Consider the following 20,059-nt stretch of genomic DNA (forward strand, 5'->3'; position numbering starts at 1 on the left):
GTTTTTCTTCAAAACTAAATTGAGTAAGGAAAAGCCTCGTTTTCATCAAGATTTTGCCTTAACCTAACGTAGATCTCTGCTACACTCTACCCAATGTAGAAAAAAACCTCAATGGTTCATTACTTAATATGAAAAATAGGTATTTAAAACCACGAAAACTCCCCCTATTAATCCGAAATTAACACTCAACATTTAGACTATAAGCAGGAATAACACAGTAAATTTAGTTGCAAAACTGACATTACTCTAACAGGCGGAGCGAGAGATTGTGGTTGAGACCTTTTTACCACCAAATCAACATTTAGCCATTCGCACCATTGCTATGCCACGCGATACAAATCCCAAAGGGGATGTCTTTGGTGGCTGGCTTGTCTCCCAGATGGATTTAGCGGCAGGAAGTATTGCTTCGATTCGAGCCAAGGGGCGCGTTGTTACCGTTGCGATTGATGGCTTAATCTTTTACAAACCCGTTTTTGTTGGTGACGAGGTTTCTTGTTATGTCGAAATTTTGCGCACCGGTCGAACCTCTATCACTCTAAAGGTTGAAGCGTGGGTGAGACGCGCCCTCAGTAGCAATACATTAAAGGTGACGGAGGGCACTTTTACGTTTGTGGCTATTGATATGGAGAGACACCCACGCGAAATCCCTCCCTTAGCACTCTCGGATTAAGACAGGCATATATGCTAACAAGAACCCTCTTTTAGAGGATTTATTGTGTAAATAAAAAAGTGAAATAAGGAGGCAAATTTAGTTATCTTTCACTTGCTTTAAGCAAGAATAATCCATGCCATTTAAAAAACACTTACGCCCCCCAAAGTTGATTGGGTATTGGCTGCTGAGAGGTCATTTATACAGCAAAGACAAACGGCAGAGAGGGCCTTGCTATCCCTTTCGATGAGCGATTACTGATGTAACTATTCCGCCCGCCAATAATAAAATTGTCACCAATAAGGAGATAAGAGAGGGGACTTTTTCAATAGGCAGAAACAAAACTGCCAATACTTTGGCGCCGATAAAAATCAGAATCAACGCCAGAGCATATTTGAGATATGAAAATCGTTCCATCATCGTCGAAAGCGCAAAATAAAGCGACCGTAACCCTAAAATGGCAAAAATATTGCTGGTATAAACAACATAAGGATCGTCAGTTATAGAGAAAATCGCGGGCACACTATCCACTGCAAAAACCAGATCGGCGGCCTCAATTATGAGCAAAACAAGGAATAAGGGGGTGACCCAAATTAATTTTTTCCCCGACGGATCTGGTAATCGAACAATGAACTTTTCTTCGTAAAGGATAGGCGTAATTCGCAGATGAGCTGAGAAAAATTTAAATAAAGAGCTATCTTGAATATTGTGCTCCGTCTCTTTCATACACAGCATTTTGATTCCGGTAATGATCAGAAAAGCCGCAAAAATATAGGTAACCCATTCAAATTGATGGATCAACCACACGCCAAGAGCAATCATAATTCCCCGTAAAATGAGAACACCTAAGATTCCCCAGAATAGAACGCGATGTTGATATTTTTGAGGAATCTGAAAAGCACTGAAGATAAGGGAGATCACAAAGATGTTATCCAAGGACAAACTTTTCTCCACCAAATAACCGGTGAGGTAGTCTTCAGCCCCATCCCCGCCTTTGACATAATAAATCCACAGCGAAAACGAGAGGCCCACACATATATAGAACAAACTTAAGCTCAGACTTTTTTTTATCCCCATTTCATGCTGCTTTTTATTCAGCACCCCTAAATCAAGGGTCAGCATTGTGAATACCAAGACAAAGAAAACGCCCCACGTACTCCAGGATGATTCAATAAAATGTGCGATCAAAATTGTTGTTTCCCTTGTTAAATAACTCTCTCCATTATATTTTGGACTCATTTTTAGTAAAAATCGAGCTTAATGTTATGGATTAAAAGCGTCTCTACTTTTACTTTTGACTCTAGAAATAAAAAGGAATACAACTATCTACAAACGCAGTATGCGACCAATCAACTATTAAAAGGAATAAAAAAATGGAACTTTTAGTCACTAAAGCAGCTCCAGAATTTAAGACAACATGTGTATTTCCTGACCGCTTTGAGGAAGTAAGCCTGTCAAACTTGCATGGTAAATACATTGTTTTATTTTTCTACCCACTTGATTTTACCTTTGTCTGCCCAACAGAACTTGTTTCTTTCCAAGAACGCTTAGAGGACTTTAAAAAACTCGGTGTGACTCTGTTAGGTTGCAGCATTGATAGTCACTTTACCCATCGTGCTTGGCTAGAAACTCCCTTGGAAAAAGGCGGGATTGAAGGTGTTCAGTATGGCCTTTTGTCTGATATCGGCGGTAAGATTGCAAAATCGTATGGCGTTCTTAATGATGATGGGGTAGCTTTGCGCGGTTTGTTCTTGATCGACCAAAAAGGGATTATTCGCCATCAAGTTGTCAATGATCTTCCTTTGGGACGAAATGTTGAGGAAGTTTTGCGGATGGTGGAAGCTTTGCAACATGTAGAACAGCATGGCGAAGTCTGCCCTGCCAACTGGACAAAGTCTGCAAAGGCGATTAAGCCAACGAAGGAAAGTGTCTCTAATTATCTAAGCGAAAAGAAAACCGCATAGAAGTTTTTTTCTTGAAGAGCACTCTTCTTAAGGGAGGGTGCCCGCCTTTCTCAAAACAATTTTGGTTGTTCGGTTTTTGCCGGCGGCTCTTTCCGTGAGGGGAGTTTACCTGAAACTTTCATCACAGAAAGCGTGCCATCTTGGAGTGTTAGCTTCACCGGTTTTGCATCGGGAAACTGCTTAACGGAGGCGATCGGATGATTATCCTCCCCCGTAACAAGAGCAAAACCACGCTCTAAAATTTTATGGAACGACGCTTGTTCTAACCTTAAAGCAAGCTCACTAAAACGGTTCGTCTGATCATCAAGCAATCGTGCGAAATGAAGCGCCAACAGATGACCTCGCGTTTCTTTTTGCTGCTCCAAATTCTGCAATAATTCTTTGGGGGCCCGAAGCCTGGTTGACAAATACAATAATCGCTCTTTGGCTTGACGGTGGCTATTAATTAAGGCTCTCACTAGACGATCCTGCCAGTCATCCAGGCGCAATCGCTTGTCCTCGATCAGATTCAAGGGATTTGGCAAGCTACGCTCCAACACCTTTAAACGCAATTGCTGGTTATCCAAATAGGCATAGGCCGTATCGGTTAGGCGTTTGATGCGGTCTTGTAAATAGCGCCATAAATCTGACAAAACAGGAACCGCCAATTCTGCTGCCCCTGTAGGCGTTGGGGCCCGCAAATCTGCGGCATAATCAATCAAGGTAGTATCGGTTTCATGACCTACGGCCGAGATCAGTGGAATCGTTGAATTTGCAGCAGCCCTGACAACGACCTCTTCGTTAAAAGCCCATAAGTCCTCAAGGCTCCCGCCACCTCTGGCTACGATTAGCGTATCCGGGCGCGGAGTTAAGTTTTGAAACCCCTCAATAGCCATCGCAATTTGCTCTGCAGCGCCAGGTCCCTGCACCAACACTGGCCAAACAATAACTTGGCAGGGAAAACGATCTTGAATCCGGTGCAAGATATCCCGAATAACCGCTCCTGTGGGCGAAGTGACCACACCGATAATCTTTGGAAAGAGGGGAATTGGCTTTTTTTTCGCCCTATCAAAAAGCCCCTCTCTCTCAAGTTTTTGCTTACGTTCTTCGAGAAGTTTGAGAAGCGCCCCCTGCCCCGTTGCTTCATAGCTTTCCACAATAAACTGATACTTAGACCGTTGCGGATAGGTCGTCAGCCTCCCATAGGCCACAATCTCCAAACCATCTTCCAAAGCCACCACATTCTGACTATATGTCCCCCGCCAAGACACAGCATCAATCACCGCATTATCATCTTTTAAGGCATAATAAATATGGCCAGAGGTGTGACGTTTGAGGCCAGAAATCTCACCCCGCACGCGGATTCCTGAATAGCTCGCTTCTACACTGCGCTTGAGCGAACTCGAAAGTTCAGACACTGTAAAAATGGGCTGTCCTGTTACCTTATCATCAAAAAGTTGATCTGAATTCAAAGCGCGTCACCTTGTCAGTGTTTTTTTCCATTATAATCGTTTATAGTACATTTATCTAATCTCGAGAAGTGGCCGTTTTTTAAATGATGCAATACGATAAATTTTTCGCAACCTACACAGATCAACTTCGTCAAGAAGGAAGGTACCGAGTTTTTGCGGATTTAGAGCGTATTGCAGGGAAAGCGCCTTACGCCAACTGGCACCATGATGGTCTAATTGAAGAAGTGGCGGTGTGGTGTAGCAATGATTATTTAGGGATGAGTCATCATCCAGAAGTTGTTTCTACCTTTGTGGAAGGTGCCCAAAAATATGGCGTTGGCTCTGGGGGCACAAGAAACATTGCCGGCACTGCCCATGCCCACGTCCTCTTAGAAGAAACAGTAGCCCGCTTTCATCAAAAAGAACGCGCTTTAATTTTTTCCTCAGGGTACACGGCTAATGAGGCAGCTGTCTCCTCAATTGCCGGGAATTTACCCAGCTGTATCGTCTTCAGTGATGAAAAGAATCATGCGTCGATTATTCAAGGTATACGCTCCAGCAAAGCGCCCAAAATCATCTTTAAGCACAATGACTTAGAAGATCTCGAGCAAAAACTAGCAAGTCTACCGCTCGATCAACCAAAACTCATTGTCTTTACCTCTGTTTATTCCATGGATGGCGACATTGCGCCCGTAGCGGGGATTTGTGATCTTGCCAAAAAATATGGGGCCTTTACCTATATTGATGAAGTGCACGCCGTCGGAATGTATGGGGAAGATGGCGCTGGCATCACCTCACAGTTGAATTTATGTGGCCGCGTTGATGTGATTCAAGGCAATTTTGCCAAAGGGTTTGGTGTTGTGGGTGGCTATATTGCCGGCAGCAAAGCTTTAGTTGACTTTGTTCGCAGTGCGGCATCAGGATTTATTTTCACAACATCGTTACCACCAGCAACAGCTCTGGCTGCTAAAAAATCCGTAGAAGTCATTCAAACAGGCCAAGATCTCAGAGCTCAATTCTGGGATCGTGTCCATTATTTCAAACAACAGCTGGCAAAGACAAACCTCCCTTATCAACAAACAAACAGCCACATTGTGCCGATCATTATTGGTCATGCAAAACACTGTCGTGACATTTCTGATATTTTGCTACTGCAATATAAAATTTATGTGCAACCCATTAATTATCCAACTGTTCCCGTTGGCCAAGAGCGGTTACGGATCACCGTCACCCCCTCACATACCCATGCCCACATCGATGCCTTGGTTGATGCTTTATCCGCTCTATGGACAGCTTGTCTGGCAAAAATATCGCAAAAAGCAGCATGAAAGGGCATCTTAAAAATCACAATAATTGTTTAAAATCATCAATAAAAAGAAAGCCTGGTATAAGCTACCAAAACCTGTTGACCTTTTTGTTGATTTCGTTTAATAATCAGTCAATATTGAATTTTCTAGGGTTATAGTAATGGCTAACCATAAATCGGCAGTAAAGAGCATTCGCAAGACAGCGCGTCGCACAGAAATTAATAAAAATCGCGTCAGCCGCGTGCGTACTTACATTCGCAAAGCTGAAGAAGCAATTGAAACTGGCGTGAAAGACTCAGCTCAAGCTGCTTTGAAAATCGCTGAGAAAGAAATTATGCGCGGTGTTAACAAAGGTGTCATACACCACAATACAGCATCTCGTAAAGTTTCTAGACTTTGCAAAAGAGTGAAAGCTCTAGGCGCTGTTTAATTTTGCACCGACGAATAAACTTCTTTTGAAATCAAGGATTTTGTTTCCTGGCTAGCTAAGTTTGGACGAGCAACTGAAGTTTACATAAAGTAAATGAAGCTGGGGGTTAAAACTTAGTGACGTCACAGAGCAAAAGACGGTAGTTTCGAAAGAAGTCTAATAAGCATTTAGACCTTTCTTATTCTTCAGTAAGAAAGGTTTTTTTATTAATAAGCGTGAATTGAGCGACTCACCTCGCCTTCATGTTAATTTGAAAAGAAGTAGCTCACCATGACCTATCAAACTGATGTTGTTATTGTTGGGGCCGGTCCGGTTGGACTTTTTGCGATCTTTGAATGCGGAATGCTGCGTTTAAAGTGTCATGTAATTGATACGCTTGATGCGGTTGGTGGTCAATGTGCTGCCTTGTATCCGGAAAAACCAATTTACGACATTCCGGCATATCCAAAAGTCACCGGCGCAGAACTTGTTGAGAATTTGCATCAACAATGCCTTCCCTTTAACCCAACATTCCATCTTGGTCATCAAGTCACCAGCGTTGAGCAGTTAGATGAGGCTGGAAAATCCTGGCGTGTGATAACCTCTAAGGGAGCAATAATTGAGTGTAAATCCATCATTATTGCTGCTGGCGTTGGCGCATTCGGTCCAAACCGCCCCCCTCTTGACAACATTGAGCAATTTGAAGGCCATTCCATTCACTACTATGTAAAAAGCAGGGAAGCCTTTAAAAATAAGCACGTCGTGATCGCCGGCGGCGGTGATTCTGCCGTTGACTGGGCTCTCTCTCTGTCAGAAATTGCGGCTTCTGTCTCCGTGGTTCATCGCCGGCCTAAGTTTAGAGCGGCTCCAGAAAGTGAAGCGCGTTTAAATGAGCTAGCAACTCAAGGGCAAATTCGCCTTATAACTCCTTACCAATTGGAAGGATTAGAGGGTAACGATAACCAACTCACCCATGTGATTGTTAAGTCTATGGATGGGGAAATCCAGTCGCTTCGGGCAGATTATTTATTGGCATTCTTTGGTCTATCGATGAACTTGGGGCCTATTGCTGAATGGGGACTCGGGCTTGAAAAAAGCCACATTTCCATTAACCCGCTTACGGCTGCCACTAATCGTCCTGGTGTTTATGCCATTGGGGATATCGCCACTTATGATCATAAACTAAAGCTGATTTTGACCGGCTTTGCTGAGGCGGCTCAAGCAGCACATGCTATCCGTCATTTCCTATATCCAGATGAAATCATTCATTTTGAATATTCCACAACCAAAGGGATTCAGGCTGCTTAAGCCTTTCCCTTCTGACTGCTTCACGTCTTTGTAGAAGACCTCTTTCGAAACCGAGAATTTCGCTACTACTCAAGAAGCAAAAGCCGACAGTTTTGAAGGAGGTCTATTTTAATCGCAATGAACCAAGATTAGATCATAAACGGGGTGTTCAACGGGTGCGCTCGGAATACGTGTATTATTACTTAAATCGCCCTTATAAAGCAAAATTGGCTGATGATAGCCAGGATGATCTTTATCTTCCCCGCAATCTTGTTCCATAAAAATCTCCACATGAGCAACATGAGAATTAATCTTGTAAAGGTCATCATAAAGTTTTTCGCAAGACCGCGGAACAATACGCATATCTTGAATGATATAAGCTGCCCCCAATGGGACTTCAATTCGGTGTTTTTTGGCAGAAAGTTTATTGAGCAAATAAAGTGAGACAAATCGCTGCGGTTTTGTCTCTGCCATCACCTCACTTATGGGAAAAAGAGATAGGAATAAAAAGTTTAAAATTTTTAAAAACATAATGCGCATGTTTCCCTCATCAACAATCATTCTCGGACGAGAAGGAGTGGCTTGGAGCAAGCCTTACCTAATCTTGACACGTGAATACATATATTATAATAAACTTAACTGATAAGTTAAGATTTTTTAAATTAAATTTATTATATACCTATCGGGATTCGAAAATAGGGAAAGATGCGCCTGTTTTTAAGTGAGAAACTGTCCAAGATGGTGCTTGGAAAGGCGGGAACTGAAACTCGACTATGCATAAGGCTATGTAAACACCCCCAACGCCCCTCCGACGCTGCTGATGCTCAAGTTTTAACGGAAAAACCTTACAATTTAGTCTTAACGATATTGAGTCTTTCATAGATGCGAGTTGGCATAGGCTGATTGCTAGGGGCAAGATTAATTGCTTTTGTTAAATAGTCATCAGCCTTGACCCAATTTTCTAAATTAAAATAGGCCGTTCCCAGATTGGCATAAACAAAGGCTTCTGGGTTATCAATCTTTGTCAAACCGAGCTCACATAATTCAGCTACCCTGGCCCATTGTTGCAGAGAAATAGCGGCATTAGCTGCATTGAAATAAATATGTGCGTCAGCATCGGGGTTTACCTGAAAGGCGTATTCAAAGTGTTCTAAAGACTGTGTATATTGTTTTTGTTGAAAATAAGCAAATCCGAGATTTGCATAATCATTATATTCTTTCTGTCTAAGTGTCCCCAAATACTCAACCTGTCTAGCAAAGTTTCCTTGTTTAGCGTGGGCTGCTCCTGCGGTACGACACGATATATCATTCAACGTATGGTTACTCTCTTTTGCAAGCTTAAAGGCAAGATCATAATATAAGCTCGAGCTTTGATAATTATCTGTCATAAAATAGGCTTGACCTGCATATACATACTGCGCCGCACTGATGTGAATATGTTCTGAAGGTGCTTTTTCAAAACATTGGTTATAATAATGAGTAGATTCTTGCCATTTTTCAGCTAATAGATGGGCATAGCCAGCCAATTGATAATGCCCAGCAGTAGCAACCGTGTTTGGCAATTTGAGTCCTCTTTCATAATAGCTGGTGGCTTTATTGAGATAAACTAACTTTTCTTCCTTTTGCAGGCTTTGAAGATGTTTTGTTAGATGCAGATTGGCAGCTGCAAAAAGAATCCTAGCATTAACATTAGGATTTCTGGCAATAGCAATATCCCAATATTTTAAAGCTTGATCCCAATTTCTTTGATTATTATAAGTAGATCCTGCGAACTCATAAAATATACTGTTAGCAAAATCTGACTGCTTGGCAAATGCAGCATTAAAGCTTTGTTGGGCTTGATCAATTCGGGAACCAAAAAAATGAAAGACTCCTAGCCAAGCATCAACAATAGCTGGCACATTATCACCACCTGCTTGCTTAAGATTATCGAAAAAGGCAAAGCCCCGAGGAATACGATCGTTGGTGAGTACATGAGATTCGCCGATTACATTCAGCGTTATAGGTGTATAGGAAACGCGCTTTGTTTTTAAGATTTGCTCGGCCCATTCAATCATCCTCAAATCTTTATACTTTTCGAGCTGGGCTAAAAATATCTCATAAAAAATACCAATCTGTGTTTCTTTTGGCTTTTGGCGGATTTCGTCTAAATTTATGTCAATAGATTCAATCTCTAACTGCTTCAAGGAACTCTCCGCCGTTCCCATGGTTTCCAAAGCATCAGCCATTTTCTGTTGAAAAGGCCAGAGCACTGAATCTGGCAATTTGAGTCTTTTAATTTTAGAACCAGGTAATTGCAAAACGTCTCCAAGCTGTTGAACTTGGTTGGATGTTAAGGTTAGATTATCAAGATAAAGTATTTCCAGATACATTCCATAATTTTTTAAACTGTTAATGAAATTGGTAAATGCTGTTTCAGTTAAATTGGCTCCCTGAATCCCCACAAATTGTATACGTGAAATAACTTTGGCTAGTTCTTCAAAATCAGCTCCTTTTTCTGACCTTGCTGGATATATAATCAGCTCTAAAAAGTCGAAGTGTCCGTTGGTAGTCACCGCATCGGCAAGAGCTTTATCTATCTCTGCATTAGCATCGTAAACACTTAAGCTTAATCTTTTCAAAGCAGGATGAGTTTTAATCACCTCCAAAGCCTGCAACAATAAGTCATATGAAAACGCCTTAGCATTATGCGAGGATATCTGATAAGATTGCAACTTAGGATGATTTTGCAAATAGGCAATCAACCTTTCAATACCTTTTTGACCAATATCAACACGGCTATAAGGCATTGACACCATATCAAAATGTTCTGTGGGATGCAGCTCAGTCAGTTGTAGATGCTCTAAAGACTGATTGGTCTCTACCCCATCAAGAATCGCAACCGTTTTCTCTCCTGTTGGATCATCACCTATATCCAGCAATAAATTCTTTAAATTAACAAGGGGATGTTGTTGCAAGAACTGACTAAAACCCTGTCCCTGTGGGATAGTTAGCATTTCTAAACCCAGGTGGGCAGTTTGAAGTGAAGGGACTTGTAGTAATTCGCTAAGAGCCTGGAAGTAGAGGTCTGGTTGCGTCCCCAGCCCCGTTTGGGATAAGCATAAAATACTGAGAAATGGATTATTTTTTAAAGCATCAAAGGCAGCGATTAGAGTGTCTGACTCAAAACCATTCAGATCCACCCGTTTGAACTGTGGGCGTAGAAAAGCCCTTATTAATTGTTCAGCGGTAACTAAATTCTCTTTTTTATTCGCATTAATGAGAGCGAGTCGTTTATTAAGCTCAGTGCCATCTCCCTCATATCTTGAATTAATTTGAGAATCCATCACCAGATTATAGCCAACTTTGGAAGTCTGACTCATTCGCCAGCGTTCTGGCTGTGGTGCAAAACCCAGTACCTGTAACTGTATTTCAAATGGTAACTGCAAAAAGGGAAAAAATCTCTTTTTTCTTGAATTTTATGTTCCGCACAAAATGAAGAATGCCCCATGATTACACTCAAAAACATTACTAATCTTGTGATGCCTTTTAAAATACCTCTCATGGATAACATTCTCCTTTCCGATTAATTATTGTTTGAGGCTTAAGTTTTCAGTTGCGATGTTCAACCGATCCCGCACTTTTTGCGGAAGTTTAGGATTACGCCGCAGGGCTTCTTTCAAATATTTAACTGCCATATCCCAATTTTCTATATTATAGTAAGCCAAGCCTGCAGAGGCTTAAGTTTTTAGTTGCGATTTTCAACCGATCCCGCACTTTTTGCGGAAGTTTAGGATTACGCCGCAGGGCTTCTTTCAAATATTTAACTGCCATATCCCAATTTTCTATATTGTAGTGAGCCAAGCCTGCATCGGAATAAATAATAGATAATTGCTCGCTATTTTTCTCTAAGGCTATATCCAAAAAAGCAGCCGCTGTGCCCCATTCATCCAAATCCATGGCTGGCTGAGCTGCCGCAATATAGGCCAGAGCCGATGCGTTTGGATCTTCATCCAATCCTTGTTGAAACTCTTTCAAAGACTTTTCTAGCTGCCCCAGCTTATAATAACTTTGCCCGAGATTAATATAATTGACGGGAACCTCTAACTTTTTTGAGGGGCAAGCTTGTTTGGCAAGTTCATAATAACGAACTGCTTGGGACCAATTACTGGTCTGATAATTCGCAAGAGCTGCCATTTCATAAAGAACATGGGTAACTGGTTTTTTTGCTTTTTGCAGCTTTTGAATGGCCATATCATACTGCTTAACAGCGTCTGAATACCCCCCGTTTTGATTTATATAATAGTTGCCAGCATAAATATTAAAAAAAGCAATTTGATTTGGATTGTCAAAGCCTTGTCTGTATTTCTCATAAGCGTAGGAGTTCCCCAAAACTGATTGATAGGCAGCTATCCATCCAGAAATTTCCACTTGAACATCATACGAAAAATTAACCATTTGAGGATGGTGGGCCGCACAATATCCTAAAAATTCTAGCCCTTTTGTCAACTCATTTCGGTTTAAATAAGCCTGACCAATTACATGAAATGTCTCATAGGAAAGATTGGAAAAAATTGTTTTTTGTTGGGCGAGAGGGACGCTAACGGGGAGTGTTCGAATTTCGCGCCTAGAGTCAGCCCACATGGTGGCAGTCTTATCAATAATTTCCTGCCAATCCTCTTTCCGATACAAATCCAGCATTAGGGCATTATAATCTACTGCTTCTTTTTGTGTTGACATAGCAATTGAAAAGGTTGGCGTGTCAAGCAACCCTGCTTGATTATTATCAGCCGCATAAAGGCTGGTGATAAGGGTACTCCCTAAAAGAGCCCCCTTTAAAAAGTTTATCGTTAATTTTAACATCATTACTCTTTTCCCAGATCTGTTAACCTCAATAAATTAAATCAATATCTACCTTCAAATTCAAATAGATATATCAAAAAAAACAATAGATTAAAAAAGTGTTAATTTTTGATATCCATTTACTCTACTTAAACAAGTTAAAGACCCAAAATTATGACGAGTAAGTAAAAAGGGTAAAAAAAGAGAGGTCTTGAATTTTCAAGAAACGATAACTAAGTAAGTTCTATGAAAAACAATATCCCCTTTTCAAGGGCTCGTAATGATAGCCGGAGAATGAGCTAAAATCCATTACTTCTTATAGAGAATTGGCGTTAAAGAGGACCCACAATTCGCGTCGTTCCTCATTAAAAGTTGCTGCATATTTATAAATAATAATTCCCAATCTTCAAAATTGGTTAAGTATAGCTATTATTATTTTTTGTAAAAAAGGAATATCTTTATTGATGCATTGAAAATCTTCTGGTACTGTACTAGATGTTTTAATTTTTTCAAATTTTCTTTTATAATCGTTTCCTCACTGCGTGTCCGCAGGGAGAATAAGGTGTTATTATGAGGTTCCAACATATTCTACTAGCAATACTAGTAGCGGCGATCTGGGGATTTAACTTCGTCGTCGTAAAAACAGGCTTAAATGAGCTTCCTCCTTTTATCTATGGTGCTGGCCGCTTTGTCGTTGCGGCATTACCTGTTCTTTTCTTAAAAAAACCTCAAGTATCCTGGAAGATTATTGGGGGCATCGGCCTCACCCTTGGCGTTTTGAAATTCACCCTCATGTTTGGCGGTATTTATATGGGTATGTCAGCCGGTCTTGCCTCATTAGTACTCCAAAGTCAGGTGTTTTTTACCTTAGCGCTCTCAACGATTTTTTTTAAATCAAAATTACGTATATCTCAAATTGTAGGGATGGTTATTGCTTTCGTCGGGATTGTTATGATTGCCTGGCAAACCCATGCGGAAAGCAGCATGATCGGCTTTTTAATGCTCATTGGCTCAGCCATGGCGTGGTCTGTTTCCAACCTGCTCTACCAAAAAGCTGGGAAAGTGGATATGTTCTCGCTCACTGTCTGGACTAGTTTGATCCCGCCACTCCCTATGTTTATTGCGGCCTATTTCTTTGAAGGAGGCCAGGCATTCGAACACGCATTCCTTGCTCTCAGTCCGACTGCTTTATCCTGCCTACTCTTTACAGGTTGTGCCTCAACTTTGGTGGGTGCCACGCTATGGGGAGTATTGTTGCGAACTTATGATGCAACAAAAGTAGCTCCATTCTCACTTCTTATCCCAGTGTTTGGCATTTCATCCGCATGGTTAGTTTTGGATGAAAAACTAAGTGGGATCACCATTATGGCCTGCTGCCTTATCTTTCTAGGCCTTGTCATTAATCAATGGCATACGAAGGCTACACTAATCAAAATCTCTAAACGAGCCTCTGCCAATGCTCATGCAAGCAAAGCGGGTCTCCAGGAAGCAGCATAACTTTTAAAGAGAGACACCTTCGATCATTTCAATCATTCCTTGTAAAACTTGGCCTAATAAACGCAAGTGATGCGGGGCACTTAAGCTATGATCGCCGTTCTTAACGAGAATAACCTCCACATCAGTCGAGGTTAATTCCCGCATGAGCTGCAAAGATAAATCTAAGGGAGAATCAACATCCTCTACCCCATGGAGCAAGCGAACAGGTAAATCGCATGGGATGCCACCTTTCCCCAAAAGTACCAGTTCATTCCCATCTTCTAAAAGCTGTTTAGTGATCGTAACGCCATTAGCCGTATAATCGCTTGGAATAACAAATCTACCTGTTGTCTCCAATTCCTGATACTGCGCGGTGGTAATTCGATTGGGAATATCCTTAGTAAAGTCTGGGGCAATTCCTATACCAATTAAACCGCTTACTAAGTCCGGACATCTTAAGGCAAGATGAAGCATTATCCACCCGCCGAGACTTGAACCCACAATGATAATATTTTTAGCACCCGTATACTGAATGACTTCTACACACTCCATAAGCCACTCAGAAATACGCCCCTCCTCAAAATTGCCAGACGACTGACCATGACCTGAGTAATCGAGACTTAAAAAGCCATAGCCTTTTTCAACACAGAAATCCCTTAAATAGATTCCCTTCGTTTTATTCATCGATGAAAAAAACCATGGAGAAACATCACCGTTACGTCTCGCCCTTTGGGAGGGACATACACATAGGCAATTTTTTCCGGTCCTCTTTCTAAGAATTTAATTATGCCGTCCATAAATGATATCGTCCTTTTTATCCTATGATGATCCCTATCATACCCACATTTCATATGAGTCTAAAGAAGAAATTAATTAAGAAAATTTAGCTGTAACATTAAATTTAAACTCCAACTTACGTCTTTTGTAGACTTTTTAGTATAATTAAAATTGAGACTTTTCAGTCTATGGCCACTTATTAAGAGATGAAATTATTCCAGCTTTTTAAGCTCAATGTCGAGCCGAAACCTTAAAAGATTAATTTCAATTTTTCAATCGTTACTCTCTCTGAGATATAGCCTAGAATATAAATTGTAAAAGTTAGACCTGATCTGACATTTACCCATTTTGGAACTATGCCTATTTACTGTCAGATTAAGATGCTCAACCAGCAGCAGAGGATAGAATCGCCGCCTAGTTCCTCCTGCCCCCCAGCTCACCATAACCAATGTTGTTGGTCATTAATTTTAATAAAGCCCCTCTTTGATTGCGCAAAAACTACTTCACATGACTTTACTACAGCTAAGTTAAGGGTGCCTATTTAAATACTAGATGAAAACTAAAGCTGAGAAGTTTTATGAACTATTAATGTAGTCTTTTCTCGCTTGCTTATGGTTTAAGTCTTAAAGACAGAGGAATTTTTATAATTATTGTCCTGCTTTAGTTGGGAGCATTATAATGTTAAAAACACCTTCAGTTGAGGCTGCTCAAAAATCATTAGGATCTGAAGAAAAAAAAGCTCTTGGCATCGTTCTGACTGGTAACTTCTTAGAATATTTTGATTTAATGTTATTTAGTCATCTTGCTTTTGTTGTTTCCCCCTACTTCATGCCTAAAACAGATCCTTTGGTCGTTAATATTCTCTCCATTTTTGCCTTCTCTTCTTCTTTCGTTATTCGTCCTTTTGCCGCTTATTTTTGGGGGTACGTGGGGGATAATTTTGGGCGGGTAGTTGTCTTATCTTATACCACCTTAATTATGGCCGTTACTTGCTTCTTGATCCCTAACATTCCCCCTTATGCAGAATGGGGGATTTATTCCACCTTTCTTATAATTGGCTGTCGTATCCTTCAGGGATTTAGCTCTGCAGGAGAAGCAAAAGGAGCGGAGATCTTTGTGGCAGAAATTGTCCCTCACTATCCTAAAATCTTTCTTGCCTCGGTAATGGTCCCTATTACTTGCGACTTAGGAGGAATGTTTGCCACACTATTAGGCAGTTTATGTCTAGCTTTTTCTCCAGAAGGCTGGAAAGTATGTTTTTATATTGGCGCAGCGATTGCTTTTTGCTCGTCGATTTCCCGTAAAAAACTGCGTGAAACAAAAGATTTCTTAAATTATGCTAAGAGCAAAAAGCTTCCCCCTACCCGTATTCAACGTTTTTTTGAAAAACGTAATTTCTTAGCTTTAATTGGGCTTAACATGATTTGTCCAACTGCTTTTTACTTTGCCTATAGCTTCTGCTCCGACCTTTTAAAAAATGATATTGGGCTTTCCATCCAGACGATCTTGCTCAATAATTCTCTCTTAATAGCCATAGAAATTATTTTCCTCTTTATCTGTGCAAGATTAGCCTACCTCTTTGATCCTTTTAAGATCTTAAAAGTGAGAACTTTTGCCTCGTTAATCCTGCTTCCCGTGATCTTTATCATTTTATTCTTTTATAAAACGCATTTAACGATCTTTTTAGCTCAACTGATAGCCCTTCTCTCAACAGCAAGCTTTGACCCCGCAACACCCGTCATTATTCGCTCCTTTACAATGCGCTCGCGCTTTTCTAAATATTCTAAAGCTTGGGCGTTTGCAAAAGCTCTCATGTATTTTACAACCGGCTTTTTAACATTTTACTTTTATACTTGGTTTGACATTTGGGGAATATTAGCCCTATTAATGTTCTTTTCAGTAATCTTTTGCCTATCTTTATATGCTTTTGTCCCTCAACATAAAATGGCTGAAACTTTTTCAAACATTATTGCCAAACGAAATAAAAATACCTTGATTACAAGTAAGACTTTAGAAAGATATATTTTAGCAGAAAATCTAACATCCCATCGAACCTATTTAAAAAAATGGATTGAAAGTTAATATATGTAAGGATAATTCCAATGCTGAATTTGCTAACCATTCACCTCCAAGCCATTCGGCCCGAAAAAAATGTTTCAGGAAATGTGAAATTTATGTAGGGAAAGATTTGTTTGGAATCTAGATATTGACGACAGCAAATGGCCGGATAGGTGCTAGGGGGAAACTTAGAAACTATTCTTTTGAGTCTAGAAATTTTACAAAAGAAGCTTCAGCAGCTTCTTAAAAAAAGCAATCGGTACACAAGCGTATTGGCACCGATTATAAGGTCATCTCTTGTTTTTATATAGAGAAGCTTTGGGCAAAAGAACTTATCGATTCTGCATGTATGTAAAGGTCATCCCTCATTAACCTTCTATATTTTTCAGAGTAAAGGGTAAAAAGTTAGGAAAGGACCACATGTTACCCAGCTTTCTAAGGTTCTATGCCTCTTTTATAAACTGGACACTATCCTCTGACGCTATGTGGGTATATTAATTGACGTTGTATACATGTACGTTTCATCCATTTTCCAGCTTTTGCCAACAGGTTTCTTGCGCTTTCGAACACGCTGATCAATAAGCGGGGCAAACTTTTTTACACACTGTTGTAAAGTTGAGTGGTCAATTTTGGCTTCGCTCATCTGCATTATCTCTTCTAGACAGATCACATTAACTTAAGGGAAACCTGCACTTCATGTACACAAACAGCATAATGATTGAAGTAGTTGTGCAACAACCTTTAAAGTGACCTAGTAGTTGGGGAGTGATGGAGAGCATAATTTATTCCTTCCCCCCCCTTTTATCTTTTTCTTATTGGCCTTCAACAGGTGCGACAGAACCCCGCTATCAATTCCAAGGGTCCTTTTGGGATTCCGATGAGTATGTTGATGTCCAGGAGTCCCCCGATTCCCATGATAATGGAGAGCTCTCATCTTCACTGTCATCAAGTAAAAGTAAAGTTTTATCGTATTTATAGTTCTTATTAAATACTCTTGTGAAGGCAAACTTTATTTTGTCCGTAAATCCCTTGCTACCAAAGATTTGTAGCATATATTCTTCTGGAATTTCATCGTTTCCTTTATCTCTATGCATTTTTTGATAAAGAGGATTGGGAATGACTATTTCACTTGACTTGCTGTCGAGATAATGGGAGGCAGATTTTATTTTTTCAATTATTAAGGTGCTAGTTCCATTAAATCTCTTGGTATCAAAGCTTTGCGGTGTATATTCTTCTGGAATTTCATCACTTCCCTTCTCTATATACATTTTTTGATAAAGAGGATTGGGAGTGACTACTTCACTTGGCATAGTGTCCAGACAAGAAAGAGAGGGAATAAACCTGGCATTAGCCAAAGAAAATGGTAAAGAAATACAGGCCATAGTAGCAAGTAAAACTTTGAGCGAATTATTTTGAGTGGTCTTCATTTTTTGCCCTTTATTAATTAACTAGGAAATCTATATTAATTTAATCTATATTCTCCGCCAAAAAAACTATTATTAATAAAAATTGAAAGATTTGTTGGCAGGAAATCTTCTTACATTTCAAAAAATGATATTTTTTAGCAATAAATAGTACGTTAATCAATCTAATTTTTTATCGTTTTTAGAGATAAGAACTTTTGAATATAGCCAACTCGATTGAAAAGATGGCTTTTATCTAAAAATTAAATATAGTGAATCCATGCCTAACATCCTTACCCTAGAGCAGCGTGAAATGCTTATAAAACGGGGCCGTCAACTTCTTTTAGATAGTTAAGATGACAATATTAGTGCAAGTATTTCTGAGTAATAGAAATTATGGTTGAGTAGAACAGCCAGGTAACTCTAGGCAAATCCTTATAAAATATATAATTATTAAAAATAATTTTAACTTAATATTTTTTTATGTAAATTTAACTAAACATTTCTGCGCACTTCTTTTTATGAGTCCTTCTTTTTACCCTTGCTTTCTTAATAGCTCTCCTTTACCAGTGATAACCTTATTGAACGTCATAAAGGGATATTCTGATCCATCGATGTCATTTTTAAAGATGTTTTCTTCTTGATGAACTTGGTTTTTCAAGTAGGCATCTAGAATTAATACCGCTAATTTATTTACGGCTTGTTTGTACCTTCTATAATTTTGTGGGTCGGGCTTTTTAAGGAAGTAGTCTTTTATGATTACATATTTTTTGTTCAAAAGGATCTTAGGGTCAATAAATAACCGAGCTTGCATATCTGAAAAAAGTGGGTTTTCTACAGAGCCATTCTCAGACCAAGATGTCTGACCTTCTTCTCTTATATTTAGGGTATAGTAACTAAGAGGATCTGTCCGAAGCAGAATGATAAGATCTTTTAGACTTTTGATGGGAACTGATCCTTCTTTATCATTTGTGAGCTGATATTCCATTCTGAGGCCAAATGGCTTAGCAGGCCATACCACTTTGTCAAGGATACTTGGGTCGATAAAAACTTGCAGGAGGCTGCCCGAAAAATCATTAAGGTATTTTGCCATTTCCTGAAAAGCTTCCTCGAGGGGGGAGCTATTGCCATTTGGGTTAAACTCAATTCCTAAGGCTTTAAGTACTTCTTGTAGCTTTGCACCAAAATTACGCCTAGTATTGGAATTTCTAAGCCAAAAAGGGAGGGCAGATTCCGTACCATGATAATCTACAAAGGATATAGAGGTCGATAGGCCATTTCTTGCAAATGTCGGCCCTTGGTCATTCTCACCTTGATCAAAAATTGATTCATAAAATTTTTCTATTGTTTCAGTCAGAGGGGTAAGTAGTCTAATGGTTTTTGAATCTTTTTCTGCCCGAAGATTTAGAATCTCTCTCATCGCCGTAAAGAGCATGATAAGCGAAAAATTTCCATTTGAAGCAGCTGAGTAAAGGACCGCTTTATCCCTATGGCGTATCTCTGCATCTAAAATTTCAGTAAGTCTTTGCCTTAAAATTTCATGGTTATAAGGAAAAAATCGTCTTAAAGCTGCTTGTTGACTTAAAAACGATAAAGTGTTTTCAATGTCTTGTAACGATCCATCTCCCCTTCCCCCTGGAAAAAGCCTCATTTGTGCTTCTGATTGGGTATAAGGAAGATTACTAAGTTCGTTTATTTTCTTCGGATAATTATCCTTTTCTTCTTGTTTAATTCTTTGGAAACGTTCTGAAAAAGGAATAATATCTCCTGAACCTAATTTAAGATCTTGAGAAAGAGCTGATTGAACTATTTTCAGTAAATCATCAAGCCTATAATTGAGAACCGTACTTGTTTGATTTATCTCATTTAATTTTTCAATGGCGTCTTGAAATTGTTCTAAACAATTATGTATATATAATTTTATTTCATTTTTAGAAGAAATATTTTTAAGGTCATGATGATATGTATTTATTAGGTATAAAAGATGATTAACCCCTGGAAGAAACTCATTCCCATTTTCAAAGTTTGCCTTTTTTTCTAAAAGTTCTTTTGTTTTTAAGCATTCGTTTTCTAGCAGAGAAAAAATATGAAGGGGATCTTTTAAAGAATACGTAGGAGAAATCTCAGGCCCAACCAATCTTCCCCCTTGATTTTCAATGTCTTTTTTAAGGGACACAATAACTTTGGCCTTATTTAAGATATCCATTGTCGTAGGATCTGATGGCTTATCTGGATCAGATCCGTCACTTTGCTGATTTAGGATAGGTGCTTCCATCGAGAAAGCGAGAAAAGGTGTTCCAAGCATCATATAAAAAAGAATATTTCTTAATTTCATAATTAGATACTTTTTTAAATAAACAATATTTATCACCTTATGAATATAATTTTAATTCACAGTTAATTTTTTGTTATTTTTATTGTTAGTTGAATATTTTAATAAATAAGCAAAAATAGGGCGCAAATCAAGATAACTATGTA

15 protein-coding genes and 1 pseudogene are annotated in these 20,059 nt (G+C 39.4%); 7 read left to right on the plus strand and 9 right to left on the minus strand.

Features of this window, described 5'->3' with window-relative positions; all coding sequences use genetic code 11:
* Positions 1-268: 268 nt before the first annotated feature.
* Positions 269-670 (plus strand): acyl-CoA thioesterase, encoded by a 402-nt coding sequence (locus IG80_RS0103875; RefSeq protein ID WP_032112649.1) that lies wholly within the window; start codon positions 269-271, stop codon positions 668-670.
* Between the two features lie 213 nt (positions 671-883).
* Here the strand turns inward: IG80_RS0103875 and IG80_RS0103880 are convergent, their stop codons facing one another.
* The gene (locus IG80_RS0103880; protein ID WP_232224317.1) at positions 884-1,837 is read right to left on the minus strand and encodes a TerC family protein; all 954 of its coding nucleotides are present in this window, start codon (positions 1,835-1,837) and stop codon (positions 884-886) included.
* Positions 1,838-2,022: 185 nt separating this feature from the next.
* On the opposite strand from IG80_RS0103880, the gene IG80_RS0103885 reads away from it, so the two are divergent.
* Positions 2,023-2,613, plus strand: a complete 591-nt coding sequence (locus IG80_RS0103885) for a peroxiredoxin (protein ID WP_032112650.1) — start codon at positions 2,023-2,025, stop codon at positions 2,611-2,613.
* Between the two features lie 50 nt (positions 2,614-2,663).
* Here IG80_RS0103885 and xseA read toward each other — a convergent pair whose 3' ends face one another.
* Positions 2,664-4,064, minus strand: coding sequence for an exodeoxyribonuclease VII large subunit (gene xseA / locus IG80_RS0103890; protein WP_052045986.1), 1,401 nt, complete (start codon positions 4,062-4,064; stop codon positions 2,664-2,666).
* Positions 4,065-4,147: 83 nt separating this feature from the next.
* On the opposite strand from xseA, the gene hemA reads away from it, so the two are divergent.
* The 3 genes from hemA (at position 4,148) to IG80_RS0103905 (ending at position 7,067) form a co-directional block, all read left to right on the plus strand.
* Positions 4,148-5,371 carry a 5-aminolevulinate synthase gene (gene hemA, locus IG80_RS0103895; protein ID WP_232224318.1) on the plus strand — a complete coding sequence of 408 codons (1,224 nt, stop codon included), beginning with the start codon at positions 4,148-4,150 and terminating at the stop codon, positions 5,369-5,371.
* A gap of 139 nt (positions 5,372-5,510) precedes the next feature.
* The gene (rpsT, locus tag IG80_RS0103900) at positions 5,511-5,780 is read left to right on the plus strand and encodes a 30S ribosomal protein S20 (protein ID WP_032112651.1); all 270 of its coding nucleotides are present in this window, start codon (positions 5,511-5,513) and stop codon (positions 5,778-5,780) included.
* A 270-nt stretch (positions 5,781-6,050) separates the two neighbouring features.
* Complete coding sequence (locus IG80_RS0103905) at positions 6,051-7,067, plus strand: NAD(P)/FAD-dependent oxidoreductase (RefSeq protein ID WP_032112652.1); 1,017 nt, start codon at positions 6,051-6,053, stop codon at positions 7,065-7,067.
* Between the two features lie 108 nt (positions 7,068-7,175).
* Here the strand turns inward: IG80_RS0103905 and IG80_RS0103910 are convergent, their stop codons facing one another.
* From IG80_RS0103910 to IG80_RS0103920, 3 genes are all read right to left on the minus strand, one after another.
* A complete protein-coding gene (locus IG80_RS0103910) occupies positions 7,176-7,577 on the minus strand; it encodes a DUF2155 domain-containing protein (RefSeq protein ID WP_198027165.1) in 402 nt (133 codons plus the stop codon).
* A gap of 314 nt (positions 7,578-7,891) precedes the next feature.
* Complete coding sequence (locus IG80_RS0103915; RefSeq protein ID WP_032112654.1) at positions 7,892-10,474, minus strand: tetratricopeptide repeat protein; 2,583 nt, start codon at positions 10,472-10,474, stop codon at positions 7,892-7,894.
* Between the two features lie 265 nt (positions 10,475-10,739).
* Positions 10,740-11,891, minus strand: coding sequence for a tetratricopeptide repeat protein (locus IG80_RS0103920; RefSeq protein ID WP_084756124.1), 1,152 nt, complete (start codon positions 11,889-11,891; stop codon positions 10,740-10,742).
* Positions 11,892-12,437: 546 nt separating this feature from the next.
* On the opposite strand from IG80_RS0103920, the gene IG80_RS0103925 reads away from it, so the two are divergent.
* A complete protein-coding gene (locus IG80_RS0103925) occupies positions 12,438-13,364 on the plus strand; it encodes an EamA family transporter (RefSeq protein ID WP_052045987.1) in 927 nt (308 codons plus the stop codon).
* 3 nt (positions 13,365-13,367) lie between these two features.
* On the opposite strand, the gene IG80_RS12385 is transcribed toward IG80_RS0103925, so the two are convergent.
* Positions 13,368-14,027, minus strand: coding sequence for an alpha/beta hydrolase (locus tag IG80_RS12385; protein ID WP_052045989.1), 660 nt, complete (start codon positions 14,025-14,027; stop codon positions 13,368-13,370).
* A 771-nt stretch (positions 14,028-14,798) separates the two neighbouring features.
* Between IG80_RS12385 and IG80_RS0103935 the strand changes: the two genes are divergently transcribed.
* The gene (locus IG80_RS0103935; protein WP_032112656.1) at positions 14,799-16,202 is read left to right on the plus strand and encodes an MFS transporter; all 1,404 of its coding nucleotides are present in this window, start codon (positions 14,799-14,801) and stop codon (positions 16,200-16,202) included.
* A gap of 487 nt (positions 16,203-16,689) precedes the next feature.
* On the opposite strand, the pseudogene IG80_RS16155 reads toward IG80_RS0103935, so the two are convergent.
* The 3 genes and pseudogenes from IG80_RS16155 to IG80_RS0103950 form a co-directional block, all read right to left on the minus strand.
* Positions 16,690-16,957: pseudogene (locus tag IG80_RS16155) on the minus strand (IS6 family transposase); the annotation flags it as partial.
* Between the two features lie 69 nt (positions 16,958-17,026).
* Positions 17,027-17,605, minus strand: coding sequence for a hypothetical protein (locus tag IG80_RS0103945; RefSeq protein WP_032112657.1), 579 nt, complete (start codon positions 17,603-17,605; stop codon positions 17,027-17,029).
* Between the two features lie 511 nt (positions 17,606-18,116).
* A complete protein-coding gene (locus IG80_RS0103950; protein WP_032112658.1) occupies positions 18,117-19,916 on the minus strand; it encodes a hypothetical protein in 1,800 nt (599 codons plus the stop codon).
* Between the last annotated feature and the right edge of the window lie 143 nt (positions 19,917-20,059).

The sequence above is a fragment of the Candidatus Paracaedibacter symbiosus genome (genome assembly GCF_000757605.1).
Taxonomy (GTDB): domain Bacteria; phylum Pseudomonadota; class Alphaproteobacteria; order Paracaedibacterales; family Paracaedibacteraceae; genus Paracaedibacter_A; species Paracaedibacter_A symbiosus.

Coding starts and splice junctions, on each gene's coding strand:
- IG80_RS0103885 (WP_032112650.1), top strand. CDS start 2,023: ATGGAACTTTTAGTCACTAAAGCAGCTCCAGAATTTAAGACAACATGT.
- hemA (WP_232224318.1), top strand. CDS start 4,148: ATGATGCAATACGATAAATTTTTCGCAACCTACACAGATCAACTTCGT.
- rpsT (WP_032112651.1), top strand. CDS start 5,511: ATGGCTAACCATAAATCGGCAGTAAAGAGCATTCGCAAGACAGCGCGT.
- IG80_RS0103905 (WP_032112652.1), top strand. CDS start 6,051: ATGACCTATCAAACTGATGTTGTTATTGTTGGGGCCGGTCCGGTTGGA.
- IG80_RS0103910 (WP_198027165.1), bottom strand. CDS start 7,577: ATGTTTTTAAAAATTTTAAACTTTTTATTCCTATCTCTTTTTCCCATA.
- IG80_RS0103920 (WP_084756124.1), bottom strand. CDS start 11,891: ATGATGTTAAAATTAACGATAAACTTTTTAAAGGGGGCTCTTTTAGGG.
- IG80_RS0103925 (WP_052045987.1), top strand. CDS start 12,438: ATGAGGTTCCAACATATTCTACTAGCAATACTAGTAGCGGCGATCTGG.
- IG80_RS12385 (WP_052045989.1), bottom strand. CDS start 14,027: ATGAATAAAACGAAGGGAATCTATTTAAGGGATTTCTGTGTTGAAAAA.
- IG80_RS0103935 (WP_032112656.1), top strand. CDS start 14,799: ATGTTAAAAACACCTTCAGTTGAGGCTGCTCAAAAATCATTAGGATCT.
- IG80_RS0103945 (WP_032112657.1), bottom strand. CDS start 17,605: ATGAAGACCACTCAAAATAATTCGCTCAAAGTTTTACTTGCTACTATG.
- IG80_RS0103950 (WP_032112658.1), bottom strand. CDS start 19,916: ATGAAATTAAGAAATATTCTTTTTTATATGATGCTTGGAACACCTTTT.